The sequence below is a fragment of the Peptoniphilus stercorisuis genome (assembly GCF_017874395.1).
Classification (GTDB): Bacteria; Bacillota; Clostridia; order Tissierellales; family Peptoniphilaceae; genus Anaerosphaera; species Anaerosphaera stercorisuis.
Genome location: NZ_JAGGLJ010000001.1, coordinates 47,191 through 62,535, shown reverse-complemented (window position 1 = coordinate 62,535; position 15,345 = coordinate 47,191). Strand labels below are relative to the sequence as shown.

At 28.7% G+C, this 15,345-nt stretch carries 18 protein-coding genes and 1 CRISPR repeat array; of the genes, 8 read left to right on the top strand and 10 right to left on the bottom strand.

Going from position 1 to position 15,345, the window contains the following annotated elements:
* Positions 1-849, top strand: coding sequence for a two-component system regulatory protein YycI (gene yycI, locus J2Z71_RS00325; protein WP_210059855.1), 849 nt, complete (start codon positions 1-3; stop codon positions 847-849).
* A 27-nt stretch (positions 850-876) separates the two neighbouring features.
* Here the strand turns inward: yycI and J2Z71_RS00320 are convergent, their stop codons facing one another.
* The 4 genes from J2Z71_RS00320 to J2Z71_RS00305 form a co-directional block, all read right to left on the bottom strand.
* Entirely contained in the window at positions 877-1,557 is a 681-nt protein-coding gene (locus J2Z71_RS00320) for an LrgB family protein (RefSeq protein ID WP_210059854.1), read from the bottom strand.
* The gene (locus tag J2Z71_RS00315; RefSeq protein WP_210059853.1) at positions 1,550-1,930 is read right to left on the bottom strand and encodes a CidA/LrgA family protein; all 381 of its coding nucleotides are present in this window, start codon (positions 1,928-1,930) and stop codon (positions 1,550-1,552) included. The genes J2Z71_RS00320 and J2Z71_RS00315 overlap by 8 nt, the downstream gene beginning before the upstream one ends.
* A 147-nt stretch (positions 1,931-2,077) precedes the next feature.
* The gene (locus J2Z71_RS00310; RefSeq protein WP_210059852.1) at positions 2,078-2,758 is read right to left on the bottom strand and encodes an LrgB family protein; all 681 of its coding nucleotides are present in this window, start codon (positions 2,756-2,758) and stop codon (positions 2,078-2,080) included.
* Positions 2,751-3,110 (bottom strand): CidA/LrgA family protein, encoded by a 360-nt coding sequence (locus J2Z71_RS00305; protein WP_210059851.1) that lies wholly within the window; start codon positions 3,108-3,110, stop codon positions 2,751-2,753. Before J2Z71_RS00305 ends, J2Z71_RS00310 begins: the two co-directional genes overlap by 8 nt.
* 184 nt (positions 3,111-3,294) lie before the next feature.
* On the opposite strand from J2Z71_RS00305, the gene J2Z71_RS00300 reads away from it, so the two are divergent.
* From J2Z71_RS00300 to J2Z71_RS00270, 7 genes are all read left to right on the top strand, one after another.
* Positions 3,295-4,080 (top strand): MBL fold metallo-hydrolase, encoded by a 786-nt coding sequence (locus tag J2Z71_RS00300; RefSeq protein ID WP_210059850.1) that lies wholly within the window; start codon positions 3,295-3,297, stop codon positions 4,078-4,080.
* A gap of 13 nt (positions 4,081-4,093) precedes the next feature.
* Positions 4,094-4,840: a 5'/3'-nucleotidase SurE gene (gene surE / locus J2Z71_RS00295; RefSeq protein ID WP_210059849.1), complete on the top strand. Its 747-nt coding sequence runs from the start codon at positions 4,094-4,096 to the stop codon at positions 4,838-4,840.
* A gap of 1 nt (position 4,841) precedes the next feature.
* Complete coding sequence (locus J2Z71_RS00290) at positions 4,842-5,147, top strand: hypothetical protein (RefSeq protein WP_210059848.1); 306 nt, start codon at positions 4,842-4,844, stop codon at positions 5,145-5,147.
* A 19-nt stretch (positions 5,148-5,166) separates the two neighbouring features.
* Positions 5,167-6,057: an alpha/beta fold hydrolase gene (locus tag J2Z71_RS00285; protein ID WP_210059847.1), complete on the top strand. Its 891-nt coding sequence runs from the start codon at positions 5,167-5,169 to the stop codon at positions 6,055-6,057.
* Between the two features lie 88 nt (positions 6,058-6,145).
* Complete coding sequence (locus J2Z71_RS00280) at positions 6,146-6,646, top strand: DUF2975 domain-containing protein (RefSeq protein WP_210059846.1); 501 nt, start codon at positions 6,146-6,148, stop codon at positions 6,644-6,646.
* A gap of 8 nt (positions 6,647-6,654) precedes the next feature.
* Complete coding sequence (locus J2Z71_RS00275) at positions 6,655-6,882, top strand: helix-turn-helix domain-containing protein (protein ID WP_210059845.1); 228 nt, start codon at positions 6,655-6,657, stop codon at positions 6,880-6,882.
* Positions 6,866-7,060 (top strand): DUF3955 domain-containing protein, encoded by a 195-nt coding sequence (locus J2Z71_RS00270; RefSeq protein WP_210059844.1) that lies wholly within the window; start codon positions 6,866-6,868, stop codon positions 7,058-7,060. Before J2Z71_RS00275 ends, J2Z71_RS00270 begins: the two co-directional genes overlap by 17 nt.
* 369 nt (positions 7,061-7,429) lie before the next feature.
* On the opposite strand, the gene cas7c is transcribed toward J2Z71_RS00270, so the two are convergent.
* The 6 genes from cas7c to cas4 all read right to left on the bottom strand — a co-directional run bounded on the left by cas7c (position 7,430) and on the right by cas4 (position 15,345).
* Entirely contained in the window at positions 7,430-8,308 is an 879-nt protein-coding gene (gene cas7c / locus J2Z71_RS00265; protein ID WP_210059843.1) for a type I-C CRISPR-associated protein Cas7/Csd2, read from the bottom strand.
* Positions 8,309-8,326: 18 nt separating this feature from the next.
* A complete protein-coding gene (locus J2Z71_RS00260) occupies positions 8,327-10,189 on the bottom strand; it encodes a type I-C CRISPR-associated protein Cas8c/Csd1 (protein WP_210059842.1) in 1,863 nt (620 codons plus the stop codon).
* A gap of 2 nt (positions 10,190-10,191) precedes the next feature.
* Positions 10,192-10,917, bottom strand: coding sequence for a type I-C CRISPR-associated protein Cas5c (gene cas5c / locus J2Z71_RS00255; RefSeq protein ID WP_210059841.1), 726 nt, complete (start codon positions 10,915-10,917; stop codon positions 10,192-10,194).
* Between the two features lie 719 nt (positions 10,918-11,636).
* A CRISPR array of direct repeats spans positions 11,637-13,239; the repeat unit is 33 nt; unit sequence GTTTCAATCCACGCACCCTTGTGAGGGTGCGAT.
* A 138-nt stretch (positions 13,240-13,377) separates the two neighbouring features.
* The gene (cas2, locus tag J2Z71_RS00250; protein WP_210059840.1) at positions 13,378-13,668 is read right to left on the bottom strand and encodes a CRISPR-associated endonuclease Cas2; all 291 of its coding nucleotides are present in this window, start codon (positions 13,666-13,668) and stop codon (positions 13,378-13,380) included.
* A gap of 4 nt (positions 13,669-13,672) precedes the next feature.
* The gene (gene cas1c, locus J2Z71_RS00245; RefSeq protein WP_210059839.1) at positions 13,673-14,701 is read right to left on the bottom strand and encodes a type I-C CRISPR-associated endonuclease Cas1c; all 1,029 of its coding nucleotides are present in this window, start codon (positions 14,699-14,701) and stop codon (positions 13,673-13,675) included.
* A complete protein-coding gene (gene cas4, locus J2Z71_RS00240; RefSeq protein WP_210059838.1) occupies positions 14,698-15,345 on the bottom strand; it encodes a CRISPR-associated protein Cas4 in 648 nt (215 codons plus the stop codon). Before cas4 ends, cas1c begins: the two co-directional genes overlap by 4 nt.

Here is a 15,345-nt window from a genome sequence, read left to right as displayed (position 1 = left end):
ATGGATTGGGCAAAGGCAAAAAGTATATTAATAGTTGCTCTATTGATTACAAATATTACACTATTTGGATTTAACTTTTACAATCATAATCTTACAAAGGATAGTTCTAGATCTAAAAACTTTGCAAATGAAACTATTGAACTCTTAGCAGAAAAGGGAATTAAAGTTAATTCTTACATTCCAAGATCTGAAAATAAACTTCCAACTTTAAGAGTTGAGTTTGAAAATTATAATCCAGATGAATTAAATAGTAAATTTTTTGAAAGTCTTGGAAATGTTGAAAATCCAAGTACGGATTTTTCAAAAGTAAATTATGCAACAAAATTAATTACAATAATGAACAATAGAAGAATGAGATATGAAGATTCTAGTATGACAGAAGAATATAATCTTACAAAAATATCAGAAGCTCAAGATATAGCAACTGATTTTCTATTAGAACATGGCTTTGATACAAGAGATATGGAAATAACTCATACTGAAAAATCAGACAATCAATATATTATAAACTTCTCAAAAATTCATGATGGAATTGTTTTAGAAAGATCTTATACAAATTTTGTAATAGATAATAGAGGCGTCATATCAATGGATAGACTATGGCTTAATGTAACTGATATATCACAGTCAGAAGTCCATCTAATGCCTGCTGCAAAGGCTCTACTTACACTTCTAGATGACAACGACTACTACAATAAAACAGTTAAAAATATAGATGAATGCTATTATTTTGATCCAGAAGAACAAGGTTATGTAGAAGATATTACAAAGGCAGAAAGAGGACGTGCAATTCCTGCTTGGAGAATTCAATTTACTGATGGAGAAAATATTGAAATAGACAACTATTAAAAAAAAGACATATTTCTATGTCTTTTTTTATACATATTTTATTATCATTGGCATTAAAACCACTGTTATTATTCCTGCTACAACTATAGAAAGCCCACTCATTGCACCTTCTATTTCTCCTATTTTTCTAGCTCTTGATGTACCTATGGAGTGAGTTGCTGTTCCAATGGCAATACCAGTTGCAATAGGATCATCTACACCAGTTTTTTTAAGGAAATTAGGTCCACAAATTGCACCTTGAATCCCTGTAAGCATAATGGCAACAGCAGTAATAGCTGCCATTCCACCAAATTCATTTGTAAGTTCAACTGCAATTGATGTAGTAATTGATTTAGATAAAAGTGAAATTGTAAGTGGAAAATTAAATCCAAATAATTTTGAAAAAAACATTACAGAAAGTAAAGCAGATACACTACCTGCTAAAATTCCAGCTAAAATAGCAATAAAGTTTTTCTTTAAAATATGAATTTGTTCAAATAATGGAACGATTAAAGCAACAGTTGCAGGACCTAATAAAAAGTTTATGTATTCTCCTCCAACATAAAAGTCTTCATATGTTATTCCAGTATAATATAAAAAAATCATAGATAATATAACCGCAATTAAAAGCGGATTTGCAAGTGGACTTTTAACTTTTTTAGAAATCAAAGTACCTATTGCATAAGTAATAATTGAAAGCAAAATTCCAAAAAGTGGATTACTACTCATCTAATACCTCCTCTAGAACTTCTCTTTTCTCTAAAGCTCTTTGTACAATTTGTACAACATGGCCTGTTACAAATAAAACTATAAAAGTTGTGATAAAAAGCATTAATAGTATTAACAAAACCTTTCCCTTAACATTGTCCATTTCATTTATCATAGCAACTCCAGTTGGTACGAATAAAAAAGGCATTATGTCAAGAAGTCTTGTAGTTACAGGTTTTATGCTATCTGCTTTTACAATTTTAAAACTTAATAATAAAAATAATAAAATCATCCCATATACAGGCGCTGGAATAGTTGCGGGAATTATCTCTCTTAGGACAAGACCTGCAAATAAAACACCTATATATACCCCAAATTGATATAATGTGTGCATATTTCTCCCTTCGCTAAATTATAAATTAACTCAATAATAGTATAATGTGTATTTTTCAACATTTCAAGAAAATATTTTCATAAATCATAAAAAATCACAAAAAAAATGTATTTATTAAATTAATAATAAATACATTCTATCTTTTAATTAAACTAGGCTTACAAATATTGGCATTAAAAGAACTGTTATTATTCCACAAATTCCAATACATAAACCACTCATTGCTCCTTCTTCTTCTCCAAGCTCCATAGCCTTTGAAGTTCCAACAGCATGAGATGCAGTTCCCATAGCAATACCAACAGCGACAGGATCTTTTACCTTTACAGCCTTTAATATTGAAGGTCCTGCAACAGCTCCAAAAACTCCAGTTAAAACAATTGCAAAAGCAGCAATAGCTGGAAGTCCTCCAAACTCAGCAGCAACATCAACACCAATAGCAGTAGTAATTGATTTAGGTAATATTGAATAAATTAATTCAGTATTTAAATTAAATGCCTTTGACATAACTAAAACAGTAATTAGTGAAGTTAGTCCACCTGCAAAAATACCACCTAATACAGCTACTATATTTTTCTTTAAAATGTCTAGTTTTTTATAAAGTGGTACTACCATACAAACTGTAGCAGGTCCTAATAAAAACTTAATATACTCTCCACCCATCTTAAAATCTTCATATGGGATCTTAAAGATTTGAAGAAATGCAATTGAAAGCATTATAGAAATCAAAAGCGGATTTGCAATTGGAGATTTAGTCTTTCTAGCAAGATATGCTCCGAATTCATAAGTAATAATCGCAAGTAAAATTCCAAAAAAAGGATTATTAGTCATTTTCCTTCTTCAACCTCCTTTGAATAAACTGAACTACATGCCCAGTTACAATAAAAGTAATAATATTACTTATTATTATAATTAATAAAACCTTTACTAAACTTCCCTCTAGAGTTTTAAACTCTGTTATCATTCCAACACCAGCTGGAACAAATAAAAAGGCAAGGTTTGCAAGTAATCTACTAGATACAGGTTCTATCTTTTCAACCTTTACTACATTGATTTTTAATAATATAAATAATACTATCATTCCGTAAACAGTTGCAGGTATTGGAAATGGTATTACCAGTCGTAAAAGCGTACCGACTAAAAGGGATACCATTAAAACACCTATTTGAGCTAAAACACTCATACTTCCCCTTCTTTCTTTCATATTAAATAAATAACTTCTATTAATATAAAATTATACTTGTTAATTGAATGTTTTTCAATACATCCTAAGCAAATCCCTTAAAATAAACAATTTTTCAAATTTAAGTATTTTTTGTTAACAAAAATAATACTATGTGTTAGAATAATCTTCTGGAGGTAATGACATGAAATTTTGTTCGCTTGCTAGCGGATCTAGTGGAAATTGTGAATACATTGAGTACAAAGATACAAAAATTTTAATAGATGCCGGCCTTTCTGGAAAAAAAGTAGAAAATCTTTTAGACAGTATTAATGTAGATATAAAATCTATTGATGCAATATTTGTAACACATGAGCATATTGACCATGTTAAGGGTGTTGGTGTACTTGCTAGAAGACATAAATTAAAAGTTTTTACAAATGAAGATACTTTTAATTCAATGATTCCTACTACAAAGGAAATAGATCCAAACAATGTTTTCTTTTTTGAAAACGAAAAACCATTTCAATATAAAGATCTATATATAGAACCTATTAATTCTTTTCACGACTGTTCAAAAGGTAGTTGTTTTACTATCACTGGAAATAAAAAAATATCACTTGTAACAGATACAGGCTTTGTTGACCAAAATATAATGGAAAAAATATCTGATTCAGACCTTTATTTTATTGAGGCAAATCACGATAAAGAAATGCTTTTAAGTGGAAGTTATCCTTGGTCCTTAAAGCAAAGAATTTTATCTAATCATGGACATCTATCAAATGAAAATACATCAAATATGCTACAAAAACTTTTAAAAAGAAATAAAGAAATTGTTATGCTTTCACATTTATCAGAGGACAATAATCTACCTAGTGTTGCATCAAGAACTGTAAGAAATTCTCTTTTAAATAAAAACATAAACGAAGGAACTGATTATATTTTAGAAGTTGCCAAAAGAGAATGTGCATCTACTATGTATGAACTATAATAAGGGGGCTTAAATGAATATATTATTAACAAATGATGATGGAGTTTTTGCACCAGGAATAGCTGAACTTGGAAGACAATTATTAGAAAAAGGCTATAATGTAACAATTGTAGCACCAGAAAAACAAAATTCTGGAAAGAGCCATGCTATTACATTAATGAAAAAATTAATCGTAAAAAAAGTTCACATTGAAGAAATAAATTTAGATGCATATAGCGTATCAGGAACACCAGCTGATTGTGTAAGAGCAGCACTTGAAATATATGGCAATAAGTTTGACTATTGCTTTTCAGGATGCAATCTTGGATATAATGCTGGTATGGACATATTGTACTCAGGTACAGTTTCAGCAGCTATAGAAGCAAATGTATTTAGAATACCATCAATTGCTGTTTCAGCACAATATAATAGAGAAAATACTAATTATAAAACTGCATCAAAAGTTGCAATTGAAATTTTTGAAAAAGTTCATAGTCAAATTAATGATGCAATAGTCTTAAATGTAAATGCACCAAAACTTGAATATGAAGACTTAAAAGGTATTAAAACTTGCAAAATTGGTGGCTCTGTAATGGACAAATACACTACATTTAAAATAGAAAATGGATATTCACTAGAGCTTCATGGTAGAAATAAAAGTGAAAATAAAGAAAATACTGATAGACACTATTTAGAAAATGGTTATGCTACAGTTACACCACTACTTTATGATTTGACAAGCGACTCATTACTAAAATCATTAAGGGAGTATATGAAATAAAATGAACGTTAAGCTTTGGAAGAAGAGAGAAAAATTAGCAGAAATTATTTTTGCTATATGTTTAGTTATTGCTGTAAGTTTCACATTTTTATGTGATATTGTTACAAATGGAAAAATAGTATTTTTTGTAATAATGGGACTTTTAGAAGCAAGCTTGCTTGTTTTAATATTTTCAAGTATAGTTAGCTTAGTAGAACTTTATATTAATAAATACAAAATTAACTTTGAAAGAATTGTATCATTAGCTATTTATTTTATAATGTTTGCAAGTTTCGGATATTACTTTAACTTAATTTACCTAATATAAATGAGAAAAAATAAAAACTATGAAAAATGAAATATATTTTAAATCCTCAAATAAAAAAAATGACATTCGTGCCTTAATATATGACTGCGAAAAACCTACTTTAATTGTTCAAATGCTTCATGGCATGTGCGAACATATAGAAAGATACGAAGAATTTGCAGAATTTTTAAATGCTCACAATATAATATTTGCTGGAAATGACCACTTAGGTCATGGCAAATCTACAGATTATCTTGGATATTTTGGCACAGGAGATACAATTGAATATGCAGTAGATGATGTAAATAAACTATCTCTAATATTAAAAGAAAAATACGACCTACCAATAGTCTATATCGGTCATAGTATGGGATCTTTTATATTGAGATACTATATTTCAAAATATAATACAGAAAAAATAGTTTTAATGGGAACTGGATATATAAATAATATCTCAGCCTTCACATTAAAAACACTATCTAGTATTATCGCCATTTTAAAAGGTGAAAAATATACAAGTAAACTTTTAGTTAATCTTACTACTAATAAATTTGCAAGAATGGTCAAAGGAAATAAACATGACTGGATTAGTTTTAATGAAGAAAATATAAAATCCTTTGAAAATGATCCCTATTGTAACTTTGACTTTACAGTAAATGGATATAAAACTCTTGCAAACTGCCTTCTAAAAATAAATAATAAAAATAGACTTAATAAAAGCAATAAATCTACAGAAATATTATTTATATCAGGAGCAGAAGATCCCGTTGGAAACTTTAAAAAAGGTGTCTTAAAAGTTTATAAAATTTATAAAAATGCAGGATTTAAAAATATTAAATTTAAGTTTTTAAAAAATATGCGTCATGAAATATTAAATGAAAAAGAAAAAGATGAAGTCTATAAAATACTATTAGATTATTTAAAGAAGTGATTAATCACTTCTTTTTTTATGCAAAATTTATTGACAAACGATAAAACTATGCTATAATTTATTTATCGTTAAACGATAAGGAGGCAATATGAAAAAAGCTAATAACATACTTTATTATTTAGTTAAAATAGGTTTAGCATTTACTATTCTTGGACTTCTTTTATTTCCAGGAATATTTACTACATTTTTAAAAGTACTCTATGGAGATAGTAGTCTAATAGCAATACCAAAACAAAAAAGTTTCATAATAGGAATAATCTCCTTTTATACACTTTCTATCCCCTATACAATTATAATTTTTCATTTAAATAAAATTGTAAATCTCTTAAAAAAAGAAAATTACTATAATAGTATTATTGTAAAAAAACTAGAAAATATATCCTTAATATTTTTAATCTTATCAGTACTATATCCATTAATAAATATATTTTTATATTATGGATTTAATATATTTTTATATGCATTTACAATAATCCCATCAATAATCCTTCCTTTTTTAGGAATTGTACTTTCTCTTTTATTTTTTATAGCAGCAAAATTCTACGAAAATGCAATAGCTATAAAAGAAGAAAATGACCTTACAGTGTAGGTGATAAAATGGCTATAATTGTAAACTTAGATAAAATTATGGAAAAAAGAAATATTACACTTACAGAACTATCTGAAAAAGTGGGCATTACAATGGCAAACCTTTCAAATTTAAAAAACCAAAAAGCTCGTGCAATTAGATTTTCAACACTTGATAGTATATGTAAAGCGCTAGATTGCAGCCCAGGAGATATTTTAGAATATATAGAGGATAATAGTAATGAAAAAAATAATTAGATTTATACCATTTATACTAACAGCAATTTGTTTTATTTCATATAATATCAAAGGATCTTATATTGATACAAATGGATTTTTAATAGAACCTTTCTTTTTAATTCCAATGGCATATATTTTTTTCTTTGTAGGAATAATACTTAATATAATTTTACTAATTAAAAATTTAAACAAATAAAAAAAGCAGTTATATAACTGCTTTTTTTATTATCATTATTAAAATTGAAAATATCCAAAATTAATAATGCATATTAAAAAATAATTTTTCAATATAATAATAACATTTAAATCCACGCACCCCACTTAAAACTACACTTAATATATCGTTGTTTAACATCGCTATAGGGGGAAAAGTGTATCATATACGGGCTTATCTAATTAAGCAGGATGCGGCCTTACGGCTTGGGGAAAAGTTGTTTTAATCCACACATCTAATGATGCGACAATTGCTTTATTTTCACATATAATATGTGATATTTTTATCCACGCACCTAAAAAGGTGCGACTATATCCTAAGCAAGATCCTAATATAGTAAAAATATAAGTATTATTTATAATTCAATTCTACTAAGTCACCTTTTTCATTTCTTTCAAAGGTATTAGGTATATTTTCTACTATTCTATACCTATTAAAATCTTTTAAATTTGGATCTTGTATCTCTAGTTTAACACATTTATGCACTTTTGAGGCAGGATAATCTCCAATTTTACTTTTATGTTTAAACCAATAAAGTCTACTAACCTCCATACTACCCTCAGGTCTTGAAGAAGAAGCATCATTTTCAAAAATAGTCAGTAAAGACTTTTTAAGAATCTCAACATCATTCTCATTAAAACCAGTTATCTCCGAAAGTTGCGGGTTAATACTTCCCACAATTTTATAAGTACCAAACTCAACTCTATGTTTATTTCCCATAGTATCAGAAGATCTTATAGTTGGATTTTTTTTATTAGAGACACTATTTACAGATTTTGTAATTTGCATAGAAGAAATCTCAACAACCTCTTCACTTATTCCAGTATGAATACTTACAGGTCCTCTAATTCCAACAGAAATACCCTTTTTATTATTAGCATTCTTACCAAAGGCAAAAACCTGTCCAAAACTTCTAACATCAGTCCAAATACTACTTGCAATCTCTACAATCCTATCAGGATCGCTTTCAGTTTTTAGACTTGGTATTTTTTCAAATCTCTCTTGTAAACTCTTACAATTATCAATCTTTCTTTCATTTGATTGGACAAAGACACTCTCGCCTAAATCCATCATTCTATTTCTTATTTTTCTTTTTAAGCACACATCAGAAATTTCACCAAATCCATCATAATCTATTCTTGGTCTATTCCCATTTAAAGGATCCCCATTTGGATTGGCTTTTTTTACTGTTACATACATAATAAAATCATACTTGTGATCTAAGGCCATAACTACTCCTATATATTTTCATTTATTATTTCTCATCTCATACTCTTGAGAATAAAATCCAAGTAAAAACTCACCATTTAATGGACCATTATTATAAAAATCCTCACCAGAAAAAGACAATATCACATCTGCGACTAAATCTTTATAATAATTATTTAGATAGGGTAAAAATTGATTATACACCATATTCCAAACTCTACAAGGGCTTTTTGAGAAAAACTGCATATTTCTCTTTACAATTGTAAATTTAACCTCTTTTTTTTGTAAATTATAAAAATCTTCCTCAAAAAAATTTATAATAGCTAAAAGCCTACCATATAAATAATCCCTACTTGTATTTTTATAATCAATATTTAAAGTATATTCCCTATTTTTCTTTCTACTATAATAACTTTTATAAAAAGCACAAGTTGTAGACAAAAATCTCCTCCAAGACAAATCATCAAGTAGCATTGGATTAGTAGCATTTCTATATAACATATTTAACAAATCAATTGAAATATTTTCATCCTCACTAATACTTCTAAAAATTCTTTCTAGAGTACTTTTGTATAAATTTTCCTGTTTTCTTTCACCACAACAAGCCCTTATAATCTCCTTAATAGAAGGAGACTTATAAATATAATTTTTGTTTTTATTTTTTATTCTCAAAAATTCCCAAGACGTATTCTTTAACCATTTCTCAATATTTAAAATGTAATTTTCATATAGCATTTCACTATAATAATTTACAGAAATCCTACCAGCAGTAGGTGAATCCAAGACTAGAAGATGTATTCTACTATCAAAATCATTAAAATTTATATCTTTAAACTCAATAAATTTACTATTTATATAATCAATATATAAAGACTCAATACAAACTCCATAACTAGATTCTATGTAATAACAATCTTTAAAAATATTTGGAAAAGAGTAGTTTTCATTAGAATAAATCAAAAAAACTTTACTAAATATATAAAAACCACTACTATTAATTAAATATCTTAAAGAATTATGTAACTTCTCACTTACCTCATGTCCAATAGACAAAGCCTCAACAGGATTAACAAACCTTCCCTTAAAAGTAAAATTTCTCTCATCATTACTTGAAATAAGCTTTGCTGGAGAAGAAGAATTTAAAATACACTTTTGATGCTTAAGCGTAATTCCCATATACTTTCCCGTAATATAATCATAATCCTTAACTGGATTAGCTAAATTCAAATAATATCCATAGGACTTTTGGATACTTATATTTTTTTCAACCTCAACAATATTACCATTATTTAAAACCCTAAACCTAACAAGAGATTTTATTACATTTGAAATAACTAAAGATAAATCACTCTTTTTACTATTACAATAATTAGACAAAAAGCCCTCACTATCCAAATGCAATACATCTTCCTTAATTAAATCTTGCAAAATACTTTTTTTTCTAATATAAACATTAATTGCCCTTAAATAAATCAAAGCCTCCATAGGATCAAAATTATAAATTACATCAGAATTATATCTAATAAAATTAATCCACTTTTCATTCTCTTTCAAATAAGATTTAAAATAAAGTCCCCTAGAAAGATCATTATATAACTTCTTATTACAATTTTTTTTATTAATATAATTTACAATATCAGAAGATAAATACTGCAAATTATCAAAAAGTGGGTGAGCAAATATTCCACTAGTCCTACTTTGAGACTCTATTGACACAGGTATCATAGTCCTTAGATCCTTTTTATCTACAACTTTTGCAAATAAAAAATCACCATCTAAATTAATAACAATCTCAATATAAGCATTCTTATTTGAAAAACCATAATTAGTAAGCTTCAAAGAACCCTTACTAGAAGAATTCATAAGCTCATAATAATCATACAAACTTTCTAAAAGAGCCACAATCATTCCCCCTCATAGAAAATTTCTTCATATAAATCATCTACATCTTGAATATTATCTTGAGAGAATTTTTTCATTCTAAACTTTCTTATCTTTCTTACAGTCTTAATATCCTCTGGCCTCTTAAAATAAATAACACCTTTTTCCATCTCTGGCTGCCATAGTCTTATTTCAAAAGAAGAATCCATATTCTCATCAGGATAATTAATACCATGAACCATAGTACCTAAAGGAATAGACGAAAGATTTTCATAAAAAGAAACACCCTCATCAAAATCAAAAGGCTCAACATAACCTTGACACTCACGAGTACCAAGAAATATATCCCTTCTACCGCCCCTTGAAAGAACTCTTTTTGCAATATTATGATGCTTATTTTCATTCCAATCATCTTGCAAATCAGGCCTATTTTTATTAAACTCAAAATGAGCAGAAACATGATACTCAACATTTCTTAAATAACAATAATTAGAAAGATCATTCTCCTTAAAACTATCCCTATACTTCTTCGTCTTAACCCCAATTGATTGAGTACTAATCCTATTTACAATCCTAACCTTATCAATATACCAAGTAATAGATGGCTTCCAATAAATTGACTCAGTAATTCCCTTTAAAGCCTGATAAGTAGGTACTTGATAAGAACACTTCTCACCACCAACCCTCATAATAGGATTAAAAAAAAGCGCATATCTACCCCAAACCTTATATTCTATTGAGTTTCTCATTTCTCACCTCAATTCCAAAAATAAATTAATATAATAAAAAATCAATTACTTTACATACTTTGTTAAAATATAAACTATTATAAATAAAAAAATAATTATAACAAATCACTAAACATAAACTAGTTTATATAAAACTTATTTCTTCCACAAATCTACACTAAGTTTAATCAAGCATTTAACCAACTTAAAACTAAAACTGTATATTGTTCATTTTAGTAATGTACATATTGTAACGCATAATGATAAATTTATAAACACCTAAATTATAAATTTTATAAAAAAATATATAAACTAATAATGTTCAAATCATGACATTAAAGCATAGTATTACACATACTTCCATATCTTAATATATTTGTTCTTCTTAAAGATGAATAATAAACTATTTTCCAAATATAATGAAAATAAATCATACATAAACGAAAAACATCATTAAAAATACACAATATTTTATCTTATAAAATAATACACTTAAAAAACACTAAAATAATATAATTAAAATATAATATATAAAATCTAAAAAATATTTTAAACAAACGTTTTCATTATATATGAAATAACCTCTCTAAAAATTTTATGAACATTAAACATAGTTTGTTTATACTTGTATATTAACATAATATAAATTAAAAATATAGTACCATTTGTTAATTTATACTTAAACTCACACATTTCTATCCATACATCTCTTAACCCTAGTATCAACTTAACAGTAGATAATTTCAATCCACGCACCCTTGTGAGGGTGCGATAACAACGCAACAGGTTTTGATTATGGCATAACTCTTGTTTCAATCCACGCACCCTTGTGAGGGTGCGATGTATGGGTACAAGAGAAAATTCCTAGTAAACCTATTGTTTCAATCCACGCACCCTTGTGAGGGTGCGATAATAGTAACAATTACTATCATATGTGTAGTGTTTAGTTTCAATCCACGCACCCTTGTGAGGGTGCGATTATCAAATCCTAATGCTTGTAGTACGGCCTTTAGATTGTTTCAATCCACGCACCCTTGTGAGGGTGCGATTGGGGCAAATTCTAACTCCCTTATATCTTTAAATGTTTCAATCCACGCACCCTTGTGAGGGTGCGATAACTACTAAACAACTTGCTGAACGTTGGGAGTGCAACGTTTCAATCCACGCACCCTTGTGAGGGTGCGATGTGTTGCCATCTTAACTTCGTTACTCATGAGTTTATTTCAATCCACGCACCCTTGTGAGGGTGCGATAGAAGTAATAAGAAAGAAAAACAATTATAAAGTCGTGTTTCAATCCACGCACCCTTGTGAGGGTGCGATACCAGAAAATCTAGTTATACCAAAAAATGAAATAGGTTTCAATCCACGCACCCTTGTGAGGGTGCGATGCATACTATACCAATCCATAGAGCGACCTTCTACGTTTCAATCCACGCACCCTTGTGAGGGTGCGATTTGTATTTACTGTTGAAATGGTAGAAAATTATTTGTTTCAATCCACGCACCCTTGTGAGGGTGCGATGAACAGAATTCACAGCATCAGAAATAGAAGAACTGTTTCAATCCACGCACCCTTGTGAGGGTGCGATTCTTTTTTTTTAATTTTTGTCAACTATTTTTTTAATGTTTCAATCCACGCACCCTTGTGAGGGTGCGATATAATAAGAGAGTTGGGAGATGTGCAAGGTAAAACGTTTCAATCCACGCACCCTTGTGAGGGTGCGATCTTTCAGTTTCTGCTTTAGTCTTAGATCTTACTTGTGTTTCAATCCACGCACCCTTGTGAGGGTGCGATTTGAAGAATATAGAAAGAAAATCCAGGAGGTAATGTTTCAATCCACGCACCCTTGTGAGGGTGCGATTTGAGTTAGTCGGTTCTTGGATATGGCTAAGTGGTCGTTTCAATCCACGCACCCTTGTGAGGGTGCGATATCAAATTGTAGTGTTACAACTGCAAGAGAGTTCTTGTTTCAATCCACGCACCCTTGTGAGGGTGCGATAAGCAGTTTTCGAGCAAGTTTCAATTCCTGCCAAGTTTCAATCCACGCACCCTTGTGAGGGTGCGATTGTACCATCTTCATTTATTTTCTTTCCATATATTCCGTTTCAATCCACGCACCCTTGTGAGGGTGCGATTCTCCATTTTTCATATTTAAAGGCTCATTTTCTTGTGTTTCAATCCACGCACCCTTGTGAGGGTGCGATAGTATATAGTAATTCATGACACAGGCAATTATTCGTTTCAATCCACGCACCCTTGTGAGGGTGCGATTTTATATGGTCGTGATGATTTAGATGTATCAAGGGTGTTTCAATCCACGCACCCTTGTGAGGGTGCGATAACTAGTTTTTAAGCCGTTTAGGCTGTATAATTCTATTTTTATACTTTTTAGTAATATTAAAACCAGCTATTTATATGCTATATTCTTCGTTTTTTGCGCGAAGCTTATAGGTGTTTTATGTTTAATATACTTTCGCACTAAAAGATTAGTATATCTTCTATATCATATTCAGTATTTTTACCTAAGGATATTATTTTACTATCTATATTTTTTCCAAGTTTAAATATCTTAATATTATCTTTTTTTAAGTCCATTAAGTTTTTAAGGTCATTTTCAATTGATGGAAGCATATAGTTTTCAATTTTACATTTAAATACTGAGTTTTGTATTCTCTGACCATAATTTTGACAGTATTTTGCAACTTGTCTTAATCTTTTAGCTCCATTTTTATCTTTTGTACTTACATCATAAGTTATTAAAATATACATTTTTTCACTTCCATAAAAAAGGAGGATATAATTCTAAGTCTCCTCTGATACTTCTTGCTAATAACATTGATTGAATATAGGGAATCATTCCCCACTGAACTTTTTCTTTTAAGTAAGGATGTGTTATCTCTTCTAATTTTTTACTTCTTATATTTGAAAATATTTTCTTTTTTCCTTCATCTGTTATTAACACTACATTATTTTCAAGTATTCGAAAATCTTCTATTGTTATTTGTTTTTGATTTACTAATGTTATTGCCATTCTATCAACTACTGGAGCTCTTAGTTCTTCTACTAGATCAAGTGCTAAGGATATTCTTCCTGCTCTGTCTGTATGCATAAATCCAACATAGGGATCTAGTCCTACAGTTTCTAGTGATGATGCTATTTCATAGGATAATATTGTATACAAAAAGGAAAGTAAACTATTAAATGGATCTAGTGGTGGTCTTTTACTCCTCTCTTTAAAATAAAAGTCATCTTTTTGATTTAATATTAATTTATCCAGTACTGAAAAATACATTTGAGATGTTAGCCCTTCATATCCTCGAAGTTCCGCTTTATTTTCTGAGCTCCATACTTTTTTAGAGTAATATTTTAACATTTGTGCTACATCTGCTATTTCCTCGGTTTCAATTCTCAACGAATAGTCTCTTACTGCTCTATTTAATACTATTCGTTGGTTATGGATTTTTCCAGATATAAAAGATTTTGCATATTTTAAAGATTCTATATCTTCTGATATTTTATACTGTTCTTTTCTAAGATGAACATTTCCCTTTGTTTCTCCTACTACTCTTGCAAGAAATCTTCCGTTACTATTTAAAAATGTTAAAGATATATTTTTTTCTGCACATTTGTACATAAGTTTTGGGCTTGCTCCTATATATCCACAAGTTACTATTGCTTCTAGATTATGAAGTGGTAATCGCCCTAAAGTTTCTCCATTATCTTTTATTAAAATATTTTCTCCATCTAAGGCAAGATATACTGATGGTGTTGTAATATACAAGGTATTTAATATTTTTCTCATAAATCTAACCTTCTATTTATATAATTAACTACATCTTCTTTATTGCTTAAATTTGGCATACATATTTCATTTACTGAACAACTTTTACACTTTTTTGAAATTCTTACTTTTGGATTTTTCTTTTGTTTATATATTCTATGCATTTCTTCTACAATGTTTTTAAAGTTATTTATATCTTCTTCTGTGAAATTAATTTCTTCTCTTTTTCGAGTTTTATTATAATAAATAGCTCCTTTTCTTATTTTTGTTACAAACATTTCTTCAAGAGATATACATTGTGCTAAAAGTTGCATTTTATCACTTTCATCTTTTTTAATATTTCCTCTTTTATATTCCACTGGATATATAATATATTTATCTTTTTTTTCTTTTATGTTTATTCCATTTTCATCTTTTATAAATTCTACAATGTCACATTCTCCTGTTAGTTTGTAAGTATGTGATTTGATTGGCATACTTCTTATTACAAAATAATCTTTTCTACTTTCTTTAAGGTTATTATCATGTGCTCTTTCATGAATTACTCTTCCTTCTGCTGTTAAAAAATTTTCTTGCCATTGATCTTCTAAATAAAGTATAGCCCATTGTCTTTTACAAAATACAAAATGTTGAATGCTTGATATATGAAGATAGTCTTCTTCCAT

Coding starts and splice junctions, on each gene's coding strand:
- yycI (WP_210059855.1), top strand. CDS start 1: ATGGATTGGGCAAAGGCAAAAAGTATATTAATAGTTGCTCTATTGATT.
- J2Z71_RS00320 (WP_210059854.1), bottom strand. CDS start 1,557: ATGAGTAGTAATCCACTTTTTGGAATTTTGCTTTCAATTATTACTTAT.
- J2Z71_RS00315 (WP_210059853.1), bottom strand. CDS start 1,930: ATGCACACATTATATCAATTTGGGGTATATATAGGTGTTTTATTTGCA.
- J2Z71_RS00310 (WP_210059852.1), bottom strand. CDS start 2,758: ATGACTAATAATCCTTTTTTTGGAATTTTACTTGCGATTATTACTTAT.
- J2Z71_RS00305 (WP_210059851.1), bottom strand. CDS start 3,110: ATGAGTGTTTTAGCTCAAATAGGTGTTTTAATGGTATCCCTTTTAGTC.
- J2Z71_RS00300 (WP_210059850.1), top strand. CDS start 3,295: ATGAAATTTTGTTCGCTTGCTAGCGGATCTAGTGGAAATTGTGAATAC.
- surE (WP_210059849.1), top strand. CDS start 4,094: ATGAATATATTATTAACAAATGATGATGGAGTTTTTGCACCAGGAATA.
- J2Z71_RS00290 (WP_210059848.1), top strand. CDS start 4,842: ATGAACGTTAAGCTTTGGAAGAAGAGAGAAAAATTAGCAGAAATTATT.
- J2Z71_RS00285 (WP_210059847.1), top strand. CDS start 5,167: ATGAAAAATGAAATATATTTTAAATCCTCAAATAAAAAAAATGACATT.
- J2Z71_RS00280 (WP_210059846.1), top strand. CDS start 6,146: ATGAAAAAAGCTAATAACATACTTTATTATTTAGTTAAAATAGGTTTA.
- J2Z71_RS00275 (WP_210059845.1), top strand. CDS start 6,655: ATGGCTATAATTGTAAACTTAGATAAAATTATGGAAAAAAGAAATATT.
- J2Z71_RS00270 (WP_210059844.1), top strand. CDS start 6,866: ATGAAAAAAATAATTAGATTTATACCATTTATACTAACAGCAATTTGT.
- cas7c (WP_210059843.1), bottom strand. CDS start 8,308: ATGGCCTTAGATCACAAGTATGATTTTATTATGTATGTAACAGTAAAA.
- cas5c (WP_210059841.1), bottom strand. CDS start 10,917: ATGAGAAACTCAATAGAATATAAGGTTTGGGGTAGATATGCGCTTTTT.
- cas2 (WP_210059840.1), bottom strand. CDS start 13,668: ATGTATATTTTAATAACTTATGATGTAAGTACAAAAGATAAAAATGGA.
- cas1c (WP_210059839.1), bottom strand. CDS start 14,701: ATGAGAAAAATATTAAATACCTTGTATATTACAACACCATCAGTATAT.
- cas4 (WP_210059838.1), bottom strand. CDS start 15,345: ATGGAAGAAGACTATCTTCATATATCAAGCATTCAACATTTTGTATTT.